Origin of the sequence: Bacillus infantis NRRL B-14911, assembly GCF_000473245.1 — a bacterium.
Taxonomy (GTDB): domain Bacteria; phylum Bacillota; class Bacilli; order Bacillales; family Cytobacillaceae; genus Bacillus_AB; species Bacillus_AB infantis.
In genome coordinates, this window is the sequence record NC_022524.1 from 4,360,500 (window position 1) to 4,383,947 (window position 23,448).

The window sequence follows — 23,448 nt, forward strand, 5'->3', positions numbered from 1 at the left end:
TAGATTCAATAATATAATTCTCGGAAAAACATCTTTGAATTAATAATGTGCCAGCTTAAATATAATAAAAGGCTTCTGACAATTACGTATAAAATTAATTACTAATTTTATTTTAATTATTGATAACCTATTCTTCTGTTTCTCCATTTCTAATCAGATCATTTTCTTTACAAATTCTATAAATCCAATAAATTATAAAAATGTAATACACTGACATTAGTAATGAGACAATCTTTAAAGAATTACTGAATCCCCAAAAGTAAAATCCTAGAAAGAATATTGTAAAATATCCTATATTTGAAACTATTGATAGAATTGCAAATGTCCCTTGACGGTTTAGTAAGGTTGGAATTAAGGATAACGGTGATGATATAAAGTTAAAGAATATAAAAGGCATCAAATATTCTGCATACATACCAGCATCCTTCCATTCATCACCAAAAAAGAATATAAATAATTCTTTACTAAAGAAAAAAAGAATAGTGAATGGGATAATGCCTATTACGGTTAATATAATGATCAACTTTTTTAGTGTTGGTAAAATTAATTTTTTTGAATTTATCTGCTTTGCTAGTTCCTGATAATATACTTGTCCAATTGTTGTTCCTAGAATAGAAATCGGTGCTCTAACTACTCTGATTAAAAAAGCATAATTACCTACCAAAGCTGATGAATATAAAACTCCTAATAAAAACACCGTTCCCTGTTGGTTTAATGCATCGAACAATGCATGAGGTGCATTTACTAAAGGGAATTTTTTATATTTTCTCAATATAAAATTAACATTAGAACTATTATTGAGATCAAATACTTTTTTCAGTATAGAGTATTTAACATAATACACTGCTTGAATAAAAATCCCGATAATAAAGCCTAATATTAAACCAGTATAACTTGGAAATAATTTCCCGTATAGAGTTTGAAATGTAATCATTGATGCAGAGTTATTGAACTTCCCCATACTAATAGCTTTATATTTTTCATTTCTACTTAAAATATAATAAAAGATTTCAGAAATAGATATGAGAACAGCCAACAAAAGTACTAGGGTTACTATAATAATATTTGTATCTGAAGCCACAACATAGAAGATCCCAATAATTATGAATATAGGTAAAACAGCCATTAGAATTCTTAATGCCGAGTTCGATATCATATTAGCTTCTTCTTGAGAGTCTGGAATTATTATTGCTCTTTCTACTTTAAAAGTAAAAAAAATACTTATTATGATAGCTACAGATAAAATAACTGAATATATGCCAAACTCTTTTGGTGTATATATTCTAGACAAAATGGGAGAAGCAAGGATTGGTATTGCTTGAGCTAATACTGTACCACTCAACAGTGTAGTAACATTTTTAAATACTTTATTATCTTTTAGTAACTTCATATAATTCTGTCCATATTTCTATTAAGTATTCTGCAAAAATTTCAACTCTATGATTTTTTTTGCATGACTCCTTTGCCTTTTTTGCTAATTTAGATCTTAAATCAATATCTTTCATTAACAACTCTAATCCATCCGTTAGTTCAGTAACATTCTTCCCGCTAATAAGGATTCCATTTGAGGGATTAACAAGTTTATTGGTTTCACCAACATCAGTTGCAATAACAGCATTTTCACAACTAATAGCTTCTAGTAAGGACTGCGAAGGATAGTTTTCATTTTTCTGGAGCGAACAAAAAATCACAGATTTAGATAATACTTCTTGTGTTTTTCTAGTACTATATATATATACGGATTCTTCTAGCCTGTTCTCAATGATAAATTTTTTTAATACAGGTTCTAGCTTTCCACCTCCCACTAAATGAAATTCCCACCCCTTACGTACATTCTTCTTCAATTTATTAATAGCTTTCAAAAATAGCATAGGATTTTTTGATTCAATAAATCGACCACAAAAAGTTATGATATTCTCTTTTTCTGTTGGCATATAACGTTTATAATCTGTAAATGAACAAGGACTAACTCTTATTTTATTTTTATGTTTAATGCCATAAGTTGAATTTCGAAAGCTCTCATAAAGTGAATCAATAGTTTTAGCATGTTTAAAAAGATACTTTCCAATGACCTTTGTCATTAAATCTAACTTATCATTAGTTGAAAAATAGTATAGTGCTACTGTAATAACAAAAGGGATTCTCTTAAAAACCAAAAATTTATAAAATGGAATCAGCGACTTCTGTATCAATGGTAAATGGACAATATCAATTTTGTCTTTAATAATTTGTTTTTGTACCCATATGTTGAATTTAAGTATTTCTATTTTACTTCCATTATAGTCATCATAACTAACAATATTTTGCTTTATATTTGGCCCTATTAAATTTACAATTTCCTTTTCTAGCTGCTTATTTACATATAGGTAAACTTCATTTTCTTGGCTAACTAAGTATTCTACTACTCGAGCAAATCTTCTCTCTGCTCCTCCCCCCATACTTAAGGAAGCTCCTCCGTACATGACTATTCCTATCTTCAATTAACTCCCCCCCTTAAATTTCACAAAAGTTATTCCAAAAAGCATCCACCATGTCCATAATTGCAAAACATTTCCTACAGTTAAACTAATCGGAATAAAAGAAACTAATATTGACAAGTAAATAATTCTATTCTCATGGTTAGCAATTAAATTTGTAACTATACTCTTAGAGTATAGGAAAACAAATAATAATGATCCGAGAATTCCTGTTTCAACAAGAATCTGAATCCACCAATTGTGAAAGGCTAGAACTTTACTATTTAATACTTCTTCATATATTACTGAGTATGAGGAACCAAAACCGTGTCCCAAAAGAGGGTTCTCTTGAAATTTTTCTATACCTACTTTCCAAACCATGTTCCTGCTACCAAAGCTAGAATCTGCACTTTCCCATACTTCACCCGAGAAAATATCAGAGATCTCATATAATTTCAGCTCAATTTCCCTTGGTAAATAATCTTTCTCTAAAAGGAATATAGTTAAAACTGTAATTATTACGCAAGAAATTATAACTTTAATAAAATATGTTCTCTTCTTTGTAAAGTGGAATATAAATATTAAGTAAACTAGCGTTAAAGACACTACTATCCCTTTAGATCCTGTTCGAAAAACAAAGTATATAACCAAGATATTTATAAAAACATTAAACACTAACTTTATTTTTTTTGATGTTAGCGTCCGTTGAATTATAAATGGAAGTAATAATACCATTGTTGCTCCAAAGAACGCAGGGTTAAAAAATAGGGATATTATTTCATTCTTAAATTCGGATTGCGTTGAGATTTGTAGCCGAAATCCTAGAATAGCATCTAATGAAGCAAACATTAATGAAATTAGTAGAATAGTATATGCAAGGCGGTATTCAAGATTTTTTGTTTTTATATATATTCCCAAGTAAAAAAGTATATAAGAAATAATCAGGAAAGTGAAAGCCTGTATAGCCCCTGCCTTATCATTGTTCCATGAAATACTAAGGAATGAAAATACTATTAATATCATAAAAACAGGTTCTGTTCCTAGATTTACAACTTTTATTTTTTGATTTTGAATAATCTTAAACGAAGTAACAACTAATGCTAGTATTAATAAAATTCTATTAACACTAATCGCAGTTCCTAAAACACTAAAGGGTAATAGTAAAGATGCATCAAATGGAAAAAGTATTGCCACAATGAACCAAAGTTTAACTAGAAAGTTACCTTTGTAATGATTAAATATCATCATAATCCTCTAATTAAACTTTCATAGGTCTCTTTTAGGAGTAAAATAGAGTCTTTTTGGTTATACTTTTTTTCTATTTTTTCCCTATTTTTTAACCCCATTTTAATAATATCCACATTATGCTTAATAAATATGTTTTCTAATATTGTCAGTAATTGTACTTTATCTTTAGGTTTAAATAAAAAACCATTTTCCCCTTCTTCTACTATTTCAGGTACACCTCCAACATTGGTTGATATCACCATTCTTTGACACGCACCTGCTTCCATAATGACAGTTGGGAGTCCTTCACTATGACTAGGCAAGATAAGAATCCCAGATTTTTTAATTTCAGTAAGAACACTTTTATTATTAAGGGATCCTAGTAAACTTATATTTTTTATATTATTAACCTTAATAAAGTTCTCAATATTTTCTTTTTCTATACCGTCTCCAATTATCTTCAGTCTTATTTCTTTAGAAGAAAATTTATTATTGAACATTTTAATGGTATCAATTAAATCTAAAACTCCTTTAGAGTTTAGTAGGTTACCGACATAAACCATTTCTCTTAAATTTATCTGACTGTTCTCTTTAATAGTCTCGTCAATACTATCTATATTTATCCCAATTTTATTTGTAATTACATTTACGTTTGAACTAATCTTTTTTACCTTTTTCCTTAAGTCTTCACTAACACTAAGGACTAAATCCATATTGGTGAGAGCATGTTTTATAGCATTATAATACTTATTATTTAATGTAGGATATTTATTAATATCACTCCCATGGACTGTTAATATAGTTGGTATATTAACTTTTTTTCTTATATTTGCCACTGCGACACCCACTGGTATTGCAAAATGTGCATGAATCAAGTCAAATTTTACATCACTTTTGTGAATATAAGATAAAATTAACCTTTCTATTTGCTTTGCAGCAAAAACTTGGGAAAGATTTCTTGGTAGATTCAGAAATCTTTTCCTTACATAGTTTAACTTGCTGTTAGTTTTAGTTTTGTTCTTACTTAAATTACTCATATTTTGTATAAGGTCAGATATCAAAGAAGTACAATGCAAAACATAAAAATTATAATCTTTATATTCACTTTTAAAATAATTTATTTGATTTTCTATAAAAACCCCACTGTATTTTTGAGTACTAGTAGGAAAAAAAGGGGTAATTACAAGAATATTTTTCATTTTACTTCTCCTTGATACATTTTTAATAATCCATTCTCACATGTTACTCTTACTCAACATATACCTATACTTTTAATGAATAAGAAACATCTTTTAAAAATATCAATGTCATTCATATTTTTTGTATGGATTACTATGTCGAAAAAAACTCACAATTTAAAGCATAGTATCTCTAAGTTTATTTACTTTATCATTGTTAAATAAATATTTCTCATTTCTATTAAAACATCATTAAGTGAGTATGCCTTGACAAACATTAAACTATTTTCCCCAAATGTTTTTCTAAGATTTTGTGATTTATATAACTCTTCAATTGCTCTAGCAAAGCCTTCTATATCATTTTCCCTTAATATATAACCATTTTCCCCCTCATGCACTAAATCCCGATTCCCTCTACACTCAGTGGCGATTATTGGTAATCCAGTGGCCATAGCTTCCAGAATATTGACCGGTAGTCCTTCTCTTCGAGAAGATGAAACACCAATATCTGAAATAGCTAATAGATTAGGTATATCGTTTCGATAACCTAAAAAATTCACACTATCACTTATCCCAAACTTATTAGCCAATTCTCTATAACTGTCTTTTAAAGGACCCTCTCCAGCCAGTAATAACTTTACATTTGGTATTTTATTTATAATTTGGTAAACAGCGTTAATAAGCAAGTCTTGATGTTTGTTATAATTCAGTTCGGCAGCAAAAAATAGTATAAAATCTTCGTTATTATAAGAATATTCCCTTCGAAGAGACGATTTTCTTTCAGAATCCTGTACTGAAAACTTGTTCAATTCAATACCGACACCATGAATTTTATAAATAGAATTTTTGCTTTTTAGTTTAAATTTATTAGCAAAAACATAATCTTCTTCGTTCATTGTTATGATTGCATCCGTGTACTTTGCTGCAATTTTTTCCATGGGGTAAAATAATAACCAGTTCTTTATTGGTGCACCCTTAAAAAAGTGAAAACCGTGAGCAGTATATAAAATCTTCAAATTAGACATTTTTCTACATGCAACCCTTGTTAATAATGATGCTATTGGAGTATGAGTATGAATAATGTCATAACCTATGTTTTTTACAATTTTTTTTATTTTTTTGTAAGCATTTAAATTCTGTTTTTTCAAGGGTGACCTTTGAAATTTAATATCGTGAATTTCACATCCTAATTTAATTAACTCTGGATTTACTTCTCTTATAATATTAAATGCAACATCAACTTGGTGTCCTTGTCTTACCAAAAGTCGTATATGAGGTATCAAAAATGCATCAACTGTACTGGAGACTGTTGTAACAAATAATATTTTCATTATCTAATTCCTCATTTTAAATATGGTTTCCCATTAATATATTTTATGTTTAATACTTATCATAAATCTGTAGAGAAACTACTTTGTCTAATTTTTAATCATTTATTCTCTCCGCTTTACTACCTTTAAAGTACTCCATTGTAGCAGCAGTCTCTGAATTAATTCCTTCTCTTAAAGTAACCTTTTTTATTGTCGAAAAAATAATCTTCCAATCATTTTTAAAACTCAAATTATCCACATACTTTAAATCTAAATTAAACTTATCTTCCCAACTAATAGCATTTCTACCACTCACCTGTGCTAAGCCGGATAAACCAGGTCTTACTTTATGCCTTTTCTTTTGTTGTTCAGTATACAAAGGAAGATACTGCACTAACAATGGTCTTGGACCTATAATGGACATATCCCCCTTCAAAATATTAAAAAGTTCCGGCAGTTCATCAAGAGATGTAGAACGCAGCAGTTTACCAAACTTCGTCAATCTAACACTATCAGGTAGTAACTCCCCATTCTTATCTCTCTCATTCGTCATTGTCCTAAATTTATACATCATAAAAATCTCTTCGTTCAACCCAGGTCTCTGTTGTTTGAAAAGAACAGGACTGCCTAACTTCGTTCTAACAAGTACGGCAACTACTAAAAGTATCGGACTAAGAACAATAATGGCAATCAATGATAGAGTAAGATCCATAGGTCTTTTTAAAAACCTTCTATATATACCGCCCTTGGAGTTTCTCATTACCTAAACCACAACCCCTTAATAGCCTTCACAACTCTTTCTAAATCCTCATCCGTCATTTTAGTATCCGACGGCAAACATACACCATTCTCAAACAACTTCACCGATATACCTTCACCAACAAAATCATACTTCTCAAAGAAAGGCTGCAAATGCATCGGCTTCCAAACTGGTCTTGACTCAATATTCTCTTTTTCAAGAGCATCCATAATATCAATCGGTCTTACCTTGCCATTTAATGTTATAGAGCTTAACCAATAATTCGATTCATCCCACTCATTACTAGGCATGAACTCTACGCCCTCAAGCTCACCAAGCTCTCTTTTATAGAACTCATAAATGGCTCTCTTCTTAGCAACCCTCTGATCCAATACCTTAAGCTGCCCTCTCCCAATCCCAGCAACAACATTACTCATCCGATAATTAAAACCTAATTCACTATGCTGATAATGCCTTGCTTGGTCCCTGGATTGAGTTGCCCAGAATCTTGTCTTAGCAATTCGCTCTTCATCATTAGAAACCAGCATCCCACCACCAGAAGTAGTTATAATCTTGTTTCCATTAAAAGAGAAGATCCCATAATTACCGAGGGTCCCTGTTTGCTTACCTTTATAGTAAGTTCCCAATGATTCAGCAGCATCCTCTATAACCGTTACATTATGGTTTTTACAAATTCCCATAATTTTGTCCATATCTGCTGAAAGACCATATAAATGAACGACAATAACTGCCTTCACTTCTGGATAGTTTTTAAAGGCTTCTTCCAGCGCTTTTGGACTCATATTCCATGTTTCATAATCGCTATCTATAAATACAGGAATTGCATTTTGGTAGATAATTGGATTTGCTGTTGCAGAGAAGGTAAGGGTTGGACAGAATACTATATCTCCTTCTCCCACTCCTGCTGCCTTGAGTGCTAGATGAATAGCTGCAGTTCCAGAGGAAAGAGCAGCAGCCGCTTTAGACCCAACCTTTTCAGCTAGTTCTCTTTCAAAACCATTTACATTCTCACCAAGTGGTGCAATCCAATTTGTATCAAAGGCTTCCTTAACATATTGCATCTCATAGCCTTCATCGCTCATATGTGGAGATGAAAGGAATATTCTATCTTTTACTTTTGTGGATTCCATCTTGATACTTCCTTCCTGTTGAGGTATTAGTAAATTAGGACTTAGCTAGAAGCTTATCTTCCAGTTAACTACTAAAATACTAATTACAATATCGCATAGTGCGTCTTCTAATTAAGCCGAATGGATAAAAAGAATCTAGACATACTTAAAATACATAGTATGCCTAGAATGTATTTAACTAATTTCACTTCGCTATCGAAAAAATCTTATTCTCTCTCCGATTAGCCACATTAATCACAAACTCACTAATCTCCTGCACTGTCATCGTTTCAAATCTATCAATTAAATAATGCACTTCATGCTCCTGCTCGAGCACAGCTTTCCCAATATGTATTTTCGGAAATACTGCTTTTGTATGCACTTCTTTTTCATTGAGAAGCTCTTCAAACATTTTCTCCCCAGGACGGATTCCTGAGAAGTTGATGCCGATTTCTTCTATAGTATAGCCTGACAGCTGGATGAGGTTTTTCGCCAGGTCGACGATCTTGACTGGCTCTCCCATATCGAGGACGAAGATTTCTCCGCCGCGCGCCAGGGCCCCTGCCTGCATGACCAGTCTGGATGCTTCCGGGATGGTCATGAAATAGCGGGTCATATCCGGGTGGGTGACCGTTACCGGGCCGCCTGCCTGGATCTGCTTTTTGAATAGCGGGATAACACTGCCGCGGCTGCCAAGGACATTGCCGAAGCGGACGGCGACGAATTTCGTTTTGCTCTGCTCGTCCAGCGCCTGGATGACCATTTCGGCAATCCGCTTGGTAGAGCCCATTACGTTGGTTGGGTTGACTGCCTTATCGGAAGACACAAGCACAAATGTGCCGACCTCAAATGTATCAGCTGCCTCGGCCACATTCTTCGTACCGATGACATTGTTTTTCACAGCTTCTTTAGGATTGTATTCCATGAGCGGCACATGCTTATGAGCTGCTGCATGGTAGACCACATCCGGCTGATGCTCCTGCATCACTTCAAAGATCCTTGCCCGGTCCTGGATATCAGCAATAACCGGCCGGATTTCCAAATTCTCGATTTTGAGATTACGGAGTTCCATGTCGATCAGGTAGATGCTGTTCTCCCCATGGCCGACGAGAACGATTTTCTTCGGATGGAATTTAATCACCTGGCGACAGATCTCAGAGCCGATGCTTCCGCCTGCCCCTGTCACCATAATCGTCTTGCCTGTCAGCTTTTGTGAGATGCTTTCTGTATCAAGCTGGACAGGCTCCCTGCCAAGAAGATCCTCAACCTGGACATCGCGGAACTGATTGACCGAAACGTTTCCAAGCATAACATCCTCAATCAGCGGCATGATCACCGTTTTGGCATCTGTTCCTGCACACTGTTCATATATTTTCTTCATTTCTTCCTTATTCATGGAAGGAATGGCAATGATGATTTTATCGATTTGCAAAGTTTCAACGGTTTTACTGATGCGCTTAGAACCTCCGACTACCGAAAGCCCGTGTATTTGGAGACGGAATTTCTTCGGGTCATCATCGATAAAGGCAACCGGCTTGATTCCAGCGTCTGTATTTTTCAGCAGCTGGCGGGCAAGCATGGTTCCTGCTGCTCCTGCGCCAATGATCAATGCCCTGGACTGTTCAACCTGCGGCTTGATATAGCGGTCGCGGTAGACACGCCATGCAAAGCGAGAGCCCCCAATCAGGAGAACGTGAAGCATCCAGGCGAGCATAAGTGCCCGGAAGTAAATGTCCTGTATGACAAGCTGCTGAACAACGGCTGTCATCATAATGGAAAGGCTGACTGCCTTTACAATGCTGACAAGCTCGCCTACGCTCGCATATTCCCAGGCTTTGTTATAGAGCCTGTAGATGCTGGCGAAGATATGATGGCTTAAGAGCAGGGTAATGGATGTCAGCATCAATGTTTCGTATTTAAAAATCTGAAACGTGGGATGAAGGGTAATATAACTAAGATAAATAGCGGACAATACAATAAGTGAATCCAACGCAACCAGAAAAGTTAAGCGTTTCTGAAATGTCATCCATAATCCTCCTATAGCTTTAGTATAATAAAGTACACATGCAAATAAATATCTAATGAAAAAACACGAAGGTTCATGTGTTTCCATTAGATATTTATCATTTTTATGTAAAAGGGCATCCAACCCGCCCTCACACCACTCCAATGACGACAAGCGTCTAAGGAAAAGATCCCTGATCCCACAGAATGGCCGAGTGCCCCCTTGGATAACGGCGAGGAGACATCACCGGTTCTTTATGTAAAATTCAAAATGACTGATATTTCGAACGATCAAATTAGAACAGACCCATGAACTTCTTCTTTTTAACCCGGCTGGGTATTTCTTTAATTACGTTCTGCCCCTGAACAAGGAGCTCTGCATTCTCTGTAAATAAGAAGACCGTATCAACACCGTATCTGCTGTCAATCTCAGCGAAAGCCTCCGCCATTTTGAAGCCCCGCTTTGTGGTGTTATGGGCATCTGAAGCGATAAAGTGCGTCAGATTGGCTTCAATCAGCTGATGGGAAAAGCCTTTGATCTTCTTCCCGAAGTACCCGCATAAGCTGGCAGCTGTCACTTGTGTTAATGACCCTTTTTTGACCAATTGGTATAACACGTCAGGACGTTCCATGATTTCAGCATTGCGCTCTGGATGCACAATGACCGGTGTCAGGTCTTTCATCTGCAGATCATATAAGAGCTGCTCTGTGTAGCGCGGTACATGCCCGCTTGGCAATTCAATGAATACATAAGGCGAATTGGCAAGGGGAAGGATTTCCCCTTTATCCAGGTCAGCCAGCAGATCCCCATTAATCCGGGTTTCCTGTCCGGCCAGAATTTCAAGGCCGATTTTTTCCTGCTTCAGTACATCATTCACTAGAGAAACTTTATTCTGTATCTCTACTTTAGTATTATCGTAGCTTTCATTTCTATGATGGGGTGTCGCAATGATTGTATGAATCCCTTCTGAAACAGCCTGCCTGGCCATTTCTATCGTTTCACTCATATCCTTGGCTCCGTCATCAACTCCGGGCAATATATGACAATGGATATCAATCATTGCGTCAAACCCCTTCCAATTAAATGTTAATAATCTAGGACTTTTTTAATATACCATTCTGCTCCTATAGGGTAAATAAGAGATTTTGTCGAATCTTCTTATTTTCCGCCATAGTAGTAATAGTAATGCGAATCCTGAAGCTTTTTCTGATTCAGCACCGCTCCAAGCAGCTTGCCCTTGGATGTTCGGAGAAGCTCTGTCGCTTTTTCTGCCTGTTCCATTTCTGTGTAGCCGCTGCTGATCACGAGCATGGTGCCCTCTACCTTGTTAGCCAGGATCTGGGCATCAGCTACAGCAAGAATCGGCGGAGTATCGAATAGGACGACATCAAATTCCTTCTGGACATTTACCAGGAATTCTTCCATCGCCTGTGAACCAAGTAGTTCAGCAGGGTTTGGCGGAATCGGTCCGCTTGTCAGCACAGAAAGATTTTCAATCGCTGTTTCTTTAACAGCTTTTAACAGACTGGAGCTTTTCGTCAATACATTTGTCAGGCCGTTGTTGTTGGTCAGGTTGAAGGTATAATGGGCAGTCGGCTTCCGCAGGTCGGCATCAACGAGCAGCACCCGCTTGTTCTGCTGTGCAAACACGACAGCAAGATTGGCCACTGTTGTGGACTTCCCTTCCCCCGGACCGGATGAAGTCACCAGGATGGAACGGACATCCTGATCAACGGATGAGAATTGAATATTGGTTCTTACGGTCCTGTACTGCTCGGCAATCGGAGATTTTGTGTTATAAGCTGCCACCAGCTTTCTCCTGCTGTCATTCACAGATGCTTTCGGCTTATTCTTAAACAGCATCCCGTTCACCTCCACGCTGCTTTCGTGCTGCTTTCTCTTCCATGGCTCCTGTTTCTTCATTAATAATGGCAATCGTGCCAAGTACAGGCAAATCCAGGAGCTTCTCGATATCCTGCTCTGTTTTTACCGTGTTGTCCATGTACTCTAATAGGAAGGCAAGTCCAACTCCTGCCATCAAGCCGACTACAAGGGCAATAGCCATATTCAGCAATTTGTTCGGTTTGATAGGTGCCGGATTGTCAGTGAGCTCTGCTTTCGCCAGAATTTTGACGTTATCAATATTCATGATTTCAACGATTTCACGCTTGAAGACATTGGCCGTCGTGTTGGCGATATCAGCTGCCATGTTGGGATCAGGGTCTTGGACTGTAATTGCGAGCACCTGTGAATCCTTCTGGCTGCCGACCGTAATCTTTGAATCCAGCTGGCTTGTCGTTATATCAAGATCCAGCTCTTCTTTAACTAAATCAAGAATGGCAGGACTCTTTATGATGACATTATAAGTATTGATTAATTGCAGATTGGTCTGGATTTCACCAGGATTATATACCGGCTGGTCGCTCTTGGCCTGGTTAACCAGCAGCTGTGTTGAAGACTGGTAAATGGGAGTGAGATAAAAGTAACTGATGAGACCGCTCGTTGCTACAGCAACGAAGGCGATAGACAAAATGAGACCCAGACGCTTCCTTAATGTCTGGAAAAGCTCTTTCAAACTTATTGTTTCCTCCATTGGGTTCCTCCTGAAAAAAATGTAAGGTTATTGTAAAACACATAGTATTATAGCATATCATATATCAAAAAATGGTTATAATGGCATGATTTTTACAAGATCCGCTCGACTTTGACAGCAATCTGGCAATTATTTTCCTCATTAGTCCATTAAACTATAAAAAACTGCATATTTATAGATTAAATTGAATTTTGGAAGAAATTACAATATGCTGTCCTGCCGTTCAATTCCTTAAAAAAAGCACTCCAAGGAGTGCCAACGGAAATTTGGGAATTGAATATGGGGAATGTGATAGCAGCAGGAAAATTCTCATGGCCAGAAGGTGCCAAGGAAATCGCAGCTGACTATCTCACTCTTTTTTCAATTGATAACCTTACATCCATATTATCACCTTATCTATACAGATTGTCTAATCATGCTGTATTCCCAGCATTTTTGTATTCTGGGTATTTTTTGAATAAATAGACCGCGAAACGTCTTTTTATATAACTGTAGGCATATAGTAAATTTTTAGTTCTTTATTCTGTTGATTTTTCCAAAATAAAAAATCAGCTTCCCTCTTAGAAGGAAGCTGATCTCATTAATTGGCTGTTCTGAAAATCTGATTGGCCCACTCAGGATGGTCGATGAACGGATTGCGGTTTTCCTGGATACTGTAGATGACGTTATTGCGGTTCATTTCAAACGCATCAACAGGATCCTGTTCATTCCACTCGAGCAGGACAGACAGCTTGCCATGGTAAGGATTCGAGCCGTTGTTAAGCAGGTCATTCAGCTCAAGATCCACCCTGTCTCCATTTTCGTAGCGGACTGCCATATAAAAGAGCATTCGCGCTACATCGCCTTTTACGCGGTCAGGCGGCTCAAAGGAATTGGCGCTCCTTTTGCAATCGCTGCAGTTCGTTACAGCACTGCCGCCATTGGCAAAGTCCAAATTACCGCGCGTGCTGTTGACCTGGACATCTGTTGGGCGGAGATGGTGGATATCTGTTCCCGGTCCATTGGTTGTACCGAAATCGCCATGGGACTTGGCCCAGACATGCTCCCGGTTCCAATCGCCGACATTCCCGCCGTTTCTGTCTTTAGATCGGGAAAGGCCGGAATAAAGAAGAATGACGTTGTTCGGGTTGTTTGGATCCTCATCTGTTTCTTTCAACGCATCCCATACCTGGCTGTAAGAAAGAACTTTATGAGTCTTGATAATATCGTGCAGAGCAGCCTTCAGCTCACTGCCTGTCTTGCCTGCAGCAGCGGTATAATAGGAATCAACCGGCTGTTCAGTCTGTTCTCCTGTAACAGTTAATTGAAAAGTAAGCTGAGCTTCTTTATCGCCATCAGTGGCTTTAACTGTTACCTGATACGTGCCTTCCTCAGACTCAAGGAAGGTAAGCGTGCTGCCGAATACATTTCCCCTTGTGGATGTATAGGTGAGCTCATCCCCGTCCGGGTCAGTAAAATAATTGCTCAAATCAATTGTTAAAGATTTGTTTACTTGAACAGTTTGATTGCTGATTGCACTGGCTGCCGGAGCCCCGTTTTCTACAGGGTGAAAAGGAGAAGCAATAGCTTCCCCTTTCACATTAGTGAACTTGATATTCGATGTATCGACGCCGTCTGTAACTGTCCATTTCTGAACGTTTTCAGCACCGCGGATATCTTTTACATTGCTATTGTCGATGACTACTTCTTGCACCTCTGCACCGCTTAAGTCAATGATTGCACCGCTCTGGGCAGGGCTGATAATGACCTTCGTGGTTTTAAGGCCTGCACCTTTAAGGGTTACAGACGTTTTCAGAACGATTCCTTCACGGATGACAGAAGAAGCATCCATGTTAACAAGAGAATTGTGTGCTGAAACTGTCAGCTTCTTAGTAGAGAAGCCTGAAAGATTATACACTTTGTCATACACTGGCTCTGCCTTCGGCTGAAGAGCTGTCTGGATTAATACAGGGTCATGGTCACTTGCACGGCCATGCTCTTCCATGAAGCCGGAGTTGATGTGGACGATGTCCACAGCTGTTGCAGCTGCCAGATTATTGGATACCAGGATATGGTCAAGAACCTGGGCATTGCCCTGGTAAGAGTATGAATAGCGCTCTTCTGCCGGGACTTGTTCAATCATGTTAGTCAGTTCTTGACCTTTAAGAGCCTTCAATGGATTTGAGAATTCAAAGTCATTGAAGTCACCTAGCAGAACGATGTTAGCATTTGGATCTTCTGCTTTAACATCCTTCACAAAACCATTGACGATATTGGCAATCTTCATGCGCTGCACTTCACTGCCAAGCACTGGAGGCTGTACCTTGCCGAATAGTGGCTGGTCTCCGCCTTTGGAGTTAAAGTGATTAGCAACAACAATTACACTTTCACCTTTGAACTCAAACTGTGCTGCAAGCGGCTTGCGGCTTGATTTATATGCTTCGTTTGTCGGATCAATCCGGCCGGGATTCAGTGTAAGCTTGCCGTTTTCAAAGCCGACAGATTGAGTGGAAGTTCCTTTTGGAGCTCCTTCTGTAAGAGATACTCGCTCTGCATTATATAGGAAGCCAACACGGATGTTTCCGCCTGGTGCCCCGCCGTCCTGATTGTTTACAGGTGCAATGTCAGTATAAGAATACTGCGGACCGCCAAGCTCCTTGATTTTCGCGGCCAGTACATTAAAGCTTTCTGTCGCATCTGTTGTGCCATCATTTGTTTCACCGTTGTTGTCCTGTACTTCAGTCAAGCCGATGATATCCGGCCGTTTCAGGTTTTCGACTACAGCTCTTGCCAAACGTTCAATCTTATCAGCAGATACTGCAGGCGAGAAGTTCTCTACATTATAAGAAGCAATTGTCAGCTTGTCTTCTTCTTTTGTAAGAGAAGTAGTTTCACGCTCGATGTCAGCTTCTACAAATTCAGGCAGATCAGTTTTGTCTGTCAATACTTTATAGTTGCTGAATCCATAGCTGACTACACCCTGGACAGACCCGTTAAAATGGTCGCCCATTTTGGCAACAAAGCTTTCATCATCAATCAGAAGAGTCACTCTTTCAGGGTTCATGTCTTCTTCTGTAATGCGAAGGCCGCCATTGTCAGTGTTTGTTTCATAGCTGCCTGGAACAACTACAAGCTCACCATACTTCTGAGGAGCTACAACCTTAGGGCTGTTTACTTCAACCAGCATGCCTTCAAGGCTTTCCCAGAAGTCGATACCGTCTTCTTCCGGATCAAATTCTGCAAATCCGTCATTATCAATGATTTCAGTTGGAATCTGGCGGTCTACACCAAGGATGACCGGCGCAGGAAGCTCTGCTTCCGCTTCTGTCACTTCAATTGCAGACGCACTGATTTCTGTTACAGGCAGATCCGTTTGTGCTTTTTCTGCATAGCCGTCAAGGACATATTCCTTAACAGTTCCGCTGACCTTAACTTTATTGCCTACTGTAAGACCATGGTTGCTTCTGTAAACAAGGATACCTTCAGCCGTCTTATCATTATCATCCGGCTGCGGATCTTGCATATAGAAGTTTCTTGAATCTACTACTTTGGTAACGATACCTTCTATATTATTGACGTTTGAGTCCTGATATAAAGAGTAATGTCCTTCTCCCTGGATATCATGGATGCGGATTTCCTCTTTCTGGATTGCATAATTGAAAACCGCTACATCACTGTCAGTCATCCCGCTTTTCACGGCAACTGCTTTAATAGTAGTCGCTTCTGAGATGGTAATTGGTCCACTGTATACAGTGCTGTTTTCATCAGGGTTCGAGCCATCCGTCGTGTAATAAATGGCTGCGCCTTCTGTACCCGTTGTCAGTGTTACTGCATCTCCCTCATTTACAAGGCCGGAAGCCGGATTTGCTACCACTGCCTGCACCTTGCTGGAATCAAGGATGATATCGCCGGCATTGCGGGGGATCAGCTGGAATGCATTATTATAAGCGCTCAATACACCGGTAATAGAATCATAGGTTGTATTCACTGCCAATAATGAGCTATCCGATGGACGAATCTGGAAAGTAACTCCGTCAGCATCCGTTGCAGTGTAGTTCCCTCCTGAGAAGGATCCTACAGACACATCTGTTAATGTTACAAGAGTCGACTCAATGTCTTCATTGAAGTCTGCAGCCTTTACTTCTGCCGCTGCAGGAACTTCTTCTTTACTTAGTACCTTAACATCACTAGGCTTTACATTGATTTCTAAAAGTGAGCTGTACTCAGTAAGCTCTCCGGATGCCTGGACACGGTCACCAGGGTTGACGCCAAGGTTTGCCCCATAAAGGACAATTCCTGCCGTTTCATCCTGGATATAAGTTGCACTTCCAAGAACCGCTGTAACGATTCCAGTGGTCATGACATTTGTCCCCTGCTGCATCGCTCTTACTTCAGCTATTGATTTAGCAGAAAGAATCGTATATTCAAAGCTTGCAATCTCGCTGTCTTCTAATTCAGATGCAGAAGCAAAGGCTTTGATTGTTGTGTTTTCATTGATGGTGATTGGGTCTGTGTATGTGCTGCTTGATGTGGTTGGGGCTGAACCATCAGTTGTATAGTAGATCGTTGAATCTGCTGTTGCAGAAGTCAAAGCCACTTCTGTTCCCGCAGCAACAGCACCTGGTGCAACACTTGCTTCAACTCCTGCTGTTTTAGTTGCTCCCGCTTCATTGCTTGTCCATGAGATATTATCAACGACTACCTGTTTTGTAGCAGCATTAGCTACTTTAATCGTGAAAGGTCCTGCAACATTCAGGTTATTGACTGTGAATGTATGAACAGCATCGTCACTGAAGGCTTCTGATTTACCAATGGATTGTCCATTTATGAAGACTTCCACCTGACGGTCAGCAGTACTTGTGAATGCTTTTTTCAGATCAATGGAAATACTGCTGATTCCGCCACTAATTGAAGATGATTCAACTGCTTTGCCCGGATCTCTGAACATAATCCCTGTTCCGTCAATACCATAAGTATCCTGATTTCTTGCGCCAGTATAGGTCCAGGTGATTCCATCTACGCCAACAAAGCTTCCATCAACATAGCTTGACCCGGTAAGGCCAAGATTATCAAAGGTTTCTGTTTTTTTGGTTTCAGCCAAAGATACTGAGCTTGGCAGCAGTATGTTCAGCGACAAAACAAAAATCAGGAACAAAGAAACTTTTTTCATGAATTTATTATTCAAGTGAGTTTCCCCCATTAGTTTTAATTTGCAATGTAAATCCTTCTGGCGGACCAGAAGGATTCTGCAATGATTAATCTAAAAACTCAGTCTCACCATCAACCTCAACATTGTTAAATTCAATGGTAGAAGCGTCGCCTTTGATGTACAGGTTTCCTTTTACATGTGCATACTCAAGTTTCGCCGTGCCAGTTGCATCCACCATTACATCACCGTCATACACTTTAGGCGCAGCTGCAGTTCCGCTGAAATCAGCACCGTCCACTTCAGCTGGTTCTTCTGCTGTCGCTTTGTCAATGATGCGGCCTTCAACAGAAGGATTAACAATATCGTTCGGCTGGGCATTGATATAATCCCTCAGCATTTCCCAGTCAACATAACCAGGCTCGCTAACTCTTCCTTCTTCATAAGCTTTCGCAAACATTGTGTAGCCGTCTCCGCCTTTAGCAGTGAAGACATTCGTAGCCACTACATATGTTTTAGTAAGATCCAGGTCATTGAACGTTCCATTTTCATTTACTTGGACAGAAAGTACCCTTTCTCCAACCGGCTTACTGCTATCATACGTATATTTCATGCCTGATACCTGAAGGAATCCGCCGAATGCACCAGGTGCATCTTTAACGCTGAGTTCAAGAGCAGCCTTAATCTCATCCCCAGTCAACTGCATTAGTCCAAGTGAGTTGCCGAATGGCAGTACTTCAAGAACCTTGGCTAGGGTAATATCCCCCTCCGGAACTGTCACACGGATTCCTCCTCCATTTTGAAGGGCTATGACTGTATCAGGATTGATCGTTTTTGCTTTTGCCAGCATCCCATCAGTGATGAAGTTGCCAAGGTTGGTTTCCCCTGTACGTGCTGCCGGGTTGCCTCCGATCAAATCTACTGCTGCTTGTCCAACTACTGTGTTTTGTTTTTCTGTCACAACTGGCTTATATTTTGTTTCAAGAATCTGCTTTGCCTGTGCATCTTCGGCAAACTTGCCAATATCCAGCAGTTCACCTGCATGGCCGATCACTTTGCCATCTTCATCAAATTTCACATCAAGCGTACCAAGGAACTTGCTATATTCGTTAGCTTGAACGATGATAGTTGGCTCTTCCCCAGTATTATCAATAACAGGATCTGCCAGCTTATCATGAGAGTGTCCGCCTACAATAACGTCAATTCCTTCGACTTCTTTAGCCAGAGTCAAGTCATTGTCACCGCCGCCATCATTATAACCAATATGGGTAAGTGCAATGATCTTATTGATTCCCTGCGCTTCAAACGCCTCAACAGCCTTCTCTGCCTGTTCGATATAGTCTTCAAATACTACATCTTCTCCTGGGCTGGAGATATCTTTTGTTTCTGCAGTAGTCAAACCGAAGATCCCAATCTTTTCTCCATTAACTGCTTTTACAATTCCGTTATAAATTTCGCCATCTTCCGGGTTCGAAGAAATTTCGTCATTAAACTGGTCTTTTAGATTTTCATCTGCGGAAAAATCAACGTTTGCAGAAACAAATGGGAAGTTTGCACCTTTTACGAATGGAGCCAGTGTTTCAGTACCCTTATCAAATTCATGGTTACCGAATGTCATGGCATCATAGCCGATCAGGTTCATGAACTCTTGATCTGCAAGACCGTTGAATTCATTGAAGTACAATGTGCCTGAGAAAACATCCCCGGCATCAAGCAATAATGAATTCTGGTGATTTGCTCTTTCTTCTTTAATGGCTGTAATTTTCTTGGCCACATTGTCCAAGTGTGCGTGTGTATCGTTTGTATGCATAATATTCAGATCATACGTCCCATCTCCACTCGCCGGAGGAGGCGTTACAGGAGGGACTGAAGGAACTTCGAATGAAATATTCCCAACAACTGCGTTGCCGCTGAATGAGTTCAGCTTATATATTTTTCCAGGTTCCTGGAAGGATGTTTTTAATTCAACCATTGTATATCCAGCTTCCGCTGCAGGCATAACTTTAGCTTCTTCCACTTTCAGTCCGTTATCGAACATAAAATCAGAAGCTTTTACATCAGCTGCATCACCTTTAATTTTGACACGCAGCACGGTGCTGCTGACTGATGTTACGCTTACGACCTCAGGGGATGCTTGAGTTGTAATGGAGGCTCTATGTAGGAAGATCGCATAATCCCCGCGTTTTGCATTTAAGTTAACGCCAAATTCTGTATCTGAAATGCCTTCTGTAACACTATTGGCAGCCAAAGCTTGAACTGCTGACTCATAACGTTCTGTGACATCTTTAAACTCTATACTCGTTGAACCTTTTAAGTTAAAGCCTTTATGAATCCAGATAGCCAGCTCTCCGCGGGATATTGGGCTGTTCGAGTCAAACATATTGGCTGTTTTACCTGAAGTGATGCCAGCTGCTTTCAGCGCATTCACCGCACCTGCTGCACGGGCAGGAACATCCTTAAAGCCTGATGCTGGTGCTCCTTGAATATTTAACCCGAGGACATTCGCCAGTAATACAGCAGCATCGACACGTTTAATCTCTGCGCTTGTGCCAAACATAGTCGAGGACATACCATTTGCACCTTTAGAAACCACGAAATCTACGGCTTCCTTATAACGATCTGTTACATCCTTAAATCCGACAGCACTTGCAGCCGGGGCAACTGCTGATACTACGACAGCTGCTGTAGCTGCAGTCGCAATAAATTTACGGTGTTTCGACATAATTTTTGCCTCCTTGGATATAGTTAGTTTTGACAACCAGTTAGATATTTACCCTAAAATTTACTTACTATTCAATAAATTAGTAAAAAATCTTTAATTAAGAATAGTAAGTACTCAATCTCTCTCATTATAACAAAAGACCTAGTTTTTTTGCATGATATTTTACAATTTTTACGGATTTTTTACTTAAATTCTTAGTTTTTGTCGAATATTAATTTAAAGTAAAGTCTATAATATTCGTGTTTAAGCAATAAAAGCGCTTACATTATTTTTTTAAAATAATAAAATATATTAGCGTTTTCAACTTCTTTATTATATTTAGTCTATGTTTGGGTAGCAGATTAAGTATGAATGTTATTCTGAAATTATTTCTGTTTAATATGCTTTAAAGAGATGTCAGATCTTCAGTTAGTATGACAAAATCAGGATTCTCTTAAAAATATTTATAACACAAAAAAAGGAACCGCAGGAGCGGTTCCTTTTTTTGTAAATCTATTATTTTGTAACTGTAACAGTACCAGTAGTTGCAAGGCTGTTGCCGTTAGCATCTACAACGTTGTTTCCAGAAAGTACTTCAAGAACAACTGGCTTGCTAAGATCAGTTACAACATTAGAGAAAGTGATTGCTAAAGTCTTGTCTCCAGCAGTGTAATCCCAGTTAGTAACAGTGCGGTCTACGCCGTCAACTTTAACTTTGAAGTCTACAGTAGCATCTTCAAGGTTAGCTTCTTTCATTGCTTCAGAGAAAGTAACTGTTACTGTGTTAGCTGCAGTTAATTTAGCTGCAGAAATAGTTGGTTTAACATTCTCTTTGAAAGGAGTCAGTGCAGTGTAAGTGTCCATGGCATTGCCATTAACGTCTCTTACACCAGAAACAGATACAGTGCGAGTTCCATCAATCAGGATAGAACCTTCTCTTAAAGTCAACTCAACAGTTTGCTGGTTGCCTTTGAAGATTGCAGAAGTGAATACTGTTTCACCTTCCACTTTGTAGTTAGCAAGGTTAAGAGCTGTAGCAGCTGTTACAGGCTCGTTGAAAGTTACAGTTACTTTGTCTGCATTCACAGAATAAGCAGATACTGAAGGCTTATCAGAATCAGAAGCAGATCCCAGAGTGAATGTAGCAGATTTAGCAACTGAATCATTGCCAGCTAGATCTTCAACAAGTCCGGATGGAAGAGTCACAGTGTAGCTGCCAGGGTTGTTTCCAGTCAACTCAACTTTAACTGCTTCGTATTTGCCGTCGTTGTTTACATCGTGAGAAGAAACTGTGCCAAGGTTAGACACTTCACGTGTAACAGAGTTAGCATCTACATATGTGCCATATACAGCTTTAGCTGCAACTGGAGTTACTTCTTCATTGAAAGTAACAACCAGGTACTGCTTGTTGCTGATCGTTTTAACTTCGTGGCTTACATATGTTGGTGCAGTAGTATCAGCTTTGAACTCTACCAATTGAGAGAACGCAGCACCTTCGTTGCCGCTGATGTCTTTATAGCCAGCAGCTACAGCAACTGTTTTAACACCAGTTTGAGCAGAGCCAAGAACTACATTGTACTTAGTAGAGTCTTTTGAATCTACAGTAACAGTAGTGCCGGCAATTGAAGTTACGTCAGTTCCGTTAACAGTGATTGTTGGGTTAGCAGCCAATGCTTCAGAGAATTTCACTGAGAAGCGAGTAGTGTCTTGAACATCTACAGAGCTAACTGTTGGTTTTACACTGTCAGTTTTAACTTTTTGAACATTAGCAACCACTGGGTTTGGAGATACCAGGTTGCCTGAGTAGTCAGTAGCACCTACAACTGTTACAGTGATGTTTTTGTCCATTGCCACATTCGCATTTGATAAGTTTACAGTGATGAACTTATCCCCAGGAGTGTGTGAGTAAGTTGCGTTCGCATCGCTGATTTGAACGTTTCCAGCGCTTTGGATTGGCTCAGAGAACCAAACTTTTGCAGTATAGTAGTTATCGTAAGTTACAGTTGTCAGTGTAGGACGAACTGTATCTTCGTAAGAGTAAACTGAAGTGAATTTCTTTGTTTTAACATCTGCATTTGCAGCTGTCTTAACAGCATCAACGACTACAACGCCGTCTTTAACTTCTACTAGATTTGCTGAAGCATAACGCAATGTAACAGTTTTGCCGTCTTCAGAAAGAGTAGCCTTAGTTGGGCTAGTTCCATTGATAGAGTAGCGTGCTACAGTTTCAGCATCAGTTTTGTTAACAGCTGTGTTGAATTTAACTTCAACTTCTAAAGCGTTAAGAGGAGTTACGCTAGTAACAACCGGCTCTTTTACTACTTCAGCAGCTCTCTTAAGGAAGATCGCAAGGTCACCGCGAGTGATGTTCATGCTTGTTCCGAAAGTTGTAGCTGTTTTACCTTGAGTAACTTCGAACTCGTAAAGAGCCTTGATGTAAGGACCGAAGTTAGGGCCAAGGTCAGTGAAAGGAACTGCAGCATCTGATTTCAGATCGTAAGCGTTAGCAAGGATCTTCGCCATTTCGCCGCGAGTTAAAAGTGCATTAGGTTCGAAAGTTGTAGCTGTTTTACCAGAAAGAACGCCTTCTGATTTAAGTGCAGATACAGCAGCATCGTAGCGGCCAGTATCAGTGAAGCCTGAAGCTGGTACGTTAGTCAGGTCAAGCTTAAGAGCTTTAGCCAGCCAGATTGCAGCATCACCGCGTTTTACGTTGTCGTGAGTGCCGAATGTAGTATCAGTAGTACCTTGAGTGATTCCGTTTGCTACAAGGTAGCTTACAGCTTCCTGATATTTAGCAGCTACATCTTTGAAATCAGATACAGAAGCTGCGCTTGCAGCAGGCGCTACAGCAGAAGCAACGATTGTTGCAGTAGCAGCTGTTGCGATGAACTTGCGGTAAGACTTAGGTTGATAAGCCATGTGTTTGTTTCCTCCCTGTTTTGTAAATAAAGGTTTTTAATATTTTCGAAGATTGAATCTTC

At 39.1% G+C, this 23,448-nt stretch carries 14 protein-coding genes; all 14 read right to left on the reverse strand.

The features are described 5' to 3' along the window. Positions 1–127: 127 nt before the first annotated feature. The 14 genes from N288_RS21635 to N288_RS21705 all read right to left on the reverse strand — a co-directional run bounded on the left by N288_RS21635 (position 128) and on the right by N288_RS21705 (position 23,386). Positions 128–1,390 (reverse strand): lipopolysaccharide biosynthesis protein, encoded by a 1,263-nt coding sequence (locus tag N288_RS21635; protein ID WP_009792725.1) that lies wholly within the window; start codon positions 1,388–1,390, stop codon positions 128–130. Beyond that, a complete protein-coding gene (locus N288_RS21640) occupies positions 1,371–2,480 on the reverse strand; it encodes a glycosyltransferase family 4 protein (RefSeq protein WP_009792724.1) in 1,110 nt (369 codons plus the stop codon). The genes N288_RS21635 and N288_RS21640 overlap by 20 nt, the downstream gene beginning before the upstream one ends. After that, positions 2,481–3,704, reverse strand: a complete 1,224-nt coding sequence (locus N288_RS21645) for an O-antigen ligase family protein (protein ID WP_009792723.1) — start codon at positions 3,702–3,704, stop codon at positions 2,481–2,483. It lies immediately after the preceding gene. Beyond that, complete coding sequence (locus N288_RS21650; RefSeq protein ID WP_009792722.1) at positions 3,701–4,882, reverse strand: glycosyltransferase; 1,182 nt, start codon at positions 4,880–4,882, stop codon at positions 3,701–3,703. The genes N288_RS21645 and N288_RS21650 overlap by 4 nt, the downstream gene beginning before the upstream one ends. A gap of 182 nt (positions 4,883–5,064) precedes the next feature. After that, the gene (locus tag N288_RS21655; protein WP_009792721.1) at positions 5,065–6,192 is read right to left on the reverse strand and encodes a glycosyltransferase family 4 protein; all 1,128 of its coding nucleotides are present in this window, start codon (positions 6,190–6,192) and stop codon (positions 5,065–5,067) included. A 94-nt stretch (positions 6,193–6,286) separates the two neighbouring features. Next, entirely contained in the window at positions 6,287–6,931 is a 645-nt protein-coding gene (locus tag N288_RS21660) for a sugar transferase (RefSeq protein ID WP_009792720.1), read from the reverse strand. Beyond that, entirely contained in the window at positions 6,931–8,061 is a 1,131-nt protein-coding gene (locus N288_RS21665; RefSeq protein WP_009792719.1) for a DegT/DnrJ/EryC1/StrS family aminotransferase, read from the reverse strand. Before N288_RS21665 ends, N288_RS21660 begins: the two co-directional genes overlap by 1 nt. Before the next feature lie 184 nt (positions 8,062–8,245). Next, a complete protein-coding gene (locus tag N288_RS21670; RefSeq protein ID WP_022544480.1) occupies positions 8,246–10,066 on the reverse strand; it encodes a polysaccharide biosynthesis protein in 1,821 nt (606 codons plus the stop codon). 274 nt (positions 10,067–10,340) lie between these two features. Beyond that, positions 10,341–11,105, reverse strand: a complete 765-nt coding sequence (locus tag N288_RS21675) for a tyrosine-protein phosphatase (RefSeq protein ID WP_009792717.1) — start codon at positions 11,103–11,105, stop codon at positions 10,341–10,343. Between the two features lie 98 nt (positions 11,106–11,203). Beyond that, positions 11,204–11,908 carry a CpsD/CapB family tyrosine-protein kinase gene (locus tag N288_RS21680; RefSeq protein WP_009792716.1) on the reverse strand — a complete coding sequence of 235 codons (705 nt, stop codon included), beginning with the start codon at positions 11,906–11,908 and terminating at the stop codon, positions 11,204–11,206. After that, positions 11,898–12,638 (reverse strand): YveK family protein, encoded by a 741-nt coding sequence (locus tag N288_RS21685; RefSeq protein WP_009792715.1) that lies wholly within the window; start codon positions 12,636–12,638, stop codon positions 11,898–11,900. The genes N288_RS21680 and N288_RS21685 overlap by 11 nt, the downstream gene beginning before the upstream one ends. A 580-nt stretch (positions 12,639–13,218) precedes the next feature. Beyond that, positions 13,219–17,802, reverse strand: coding sequence for an endonuclease (locus N288_RS21695; RefSeq protein WP_022544481.1), 4,584 nt, complete (start codon positions 17,800–17,802; stop codon positions 13,219–13,221). A 70-nt stretch (positions 17,803–17,872) separates the two neighbouring features. After that, positions 17,873–20,485, reverse strand: a complete 2,613-nt coding sequence (locus N288_RS21700) for a 5'-nucleotidase C-terminal domain-containing protein (protein WP_009792712.1) — start codon at positions 20,483–20,485, stop codon at positions 17,873–17,875. Between the two features lie 495 nt (positions 20,486–20,980). Beyond that, entirely contained in the window at positions 20,981–23,386 is a 2,406-nt protein-coding gene (locus tag N288_RS21705; RefSeq protein ID WP_009792711.1) for an S-layer homology domain-containing protein, read from the reverse strand. Positions 23,387–23,448: the final 62 nt, after the last annotated feature.

Excerpts from the sequence above, each read along its gene's own strand:
- N288_RS21660 (WP_009792720.1), bottom strand. The coding sequence starts at position 6,931 with ATGAGAAACTCCAAGGGCGGTATATATAGAAGGTTTTTAAAAAGACCT.
- N288_RS21675 (WP_009792717.1), bottom strand. The coding sequence starts at position 11,105 with ATGATTGATATCCATTGTCATATATTGCCCGGAGTTGATGACGGAGCC.
- N288_RS21645 (WP_009792723.1), bottom strand. The coding sequence starts at position 3,704 with ATGATGATATTTAATCATTACAAAGGTAACTTTCTAGTTAAACTTTGG.
- N288_RS21680 (WP_009792716.1), bottom strand. The coding sequence starts at position 11,908 with ATGCTGTTTAAGAATAAGCCGAAAGCATCTGTGAATGACAGCAGGAGA.
- N288_RS21635 (WP_009792725.1), bottom strand. The coding sequence starts at position 1,390 with ATGAAGTTACTAAAAGATAATAAAGTATTTAAAAATGTTACTACACTG.
- N288_RS21700 (WP_009792712.1), bottom strand. The coding sequence starts at position 20,485 with ATGTCGAAACACCGTAAATTTATTGCGACTGCAGCTACAGCAGCTGTC.
- N288_RS21685 (WP_009792715.1), bottom strand. The coding sequence starts at position 12,638 with ATGGAGGAAACAATAAGTTTGAAAGAGCTTTTCCAGACATTAAGGAAG.
- N288_RS21670 (WP_022544480.1), bottom strand. The coding sequence starts at position 10,066 with ATGACATTTCAGAAACGCTTAACTTTTCTGGTTGCGTTGGATTCACTT.
- N288_RS21650 (WP_009792722.1), bottom strand. The coding sequence starts at position 4,882 with ATGAAAAATATTCTTGTAATTACCCCTTTTTTTCCTACTAGTACTCAA.
- N288_RS21665 (WP_009792719.1), bottom strand. The coding sequence starts at position 8,061 with ATGGAATCCACAAAAGTAAAAGATAGAATATTCCTTTCATCTCCACAT.
- N288_RS21655 (WP_009792721.1), bottom strand. The coding sequence starts at position 6,192 with ATGAAAATATTATTTGTTACAACAGTCTCCAGTACAGTTGATGCATTT.
- N288_RS21705 (WP_009792711.1), bottom strand. The coding sequence starts at position 23,386 with ATGGCTTATCAACCTAAGTCTTACCGCAAGTTCATCGCAACAGCTGCT.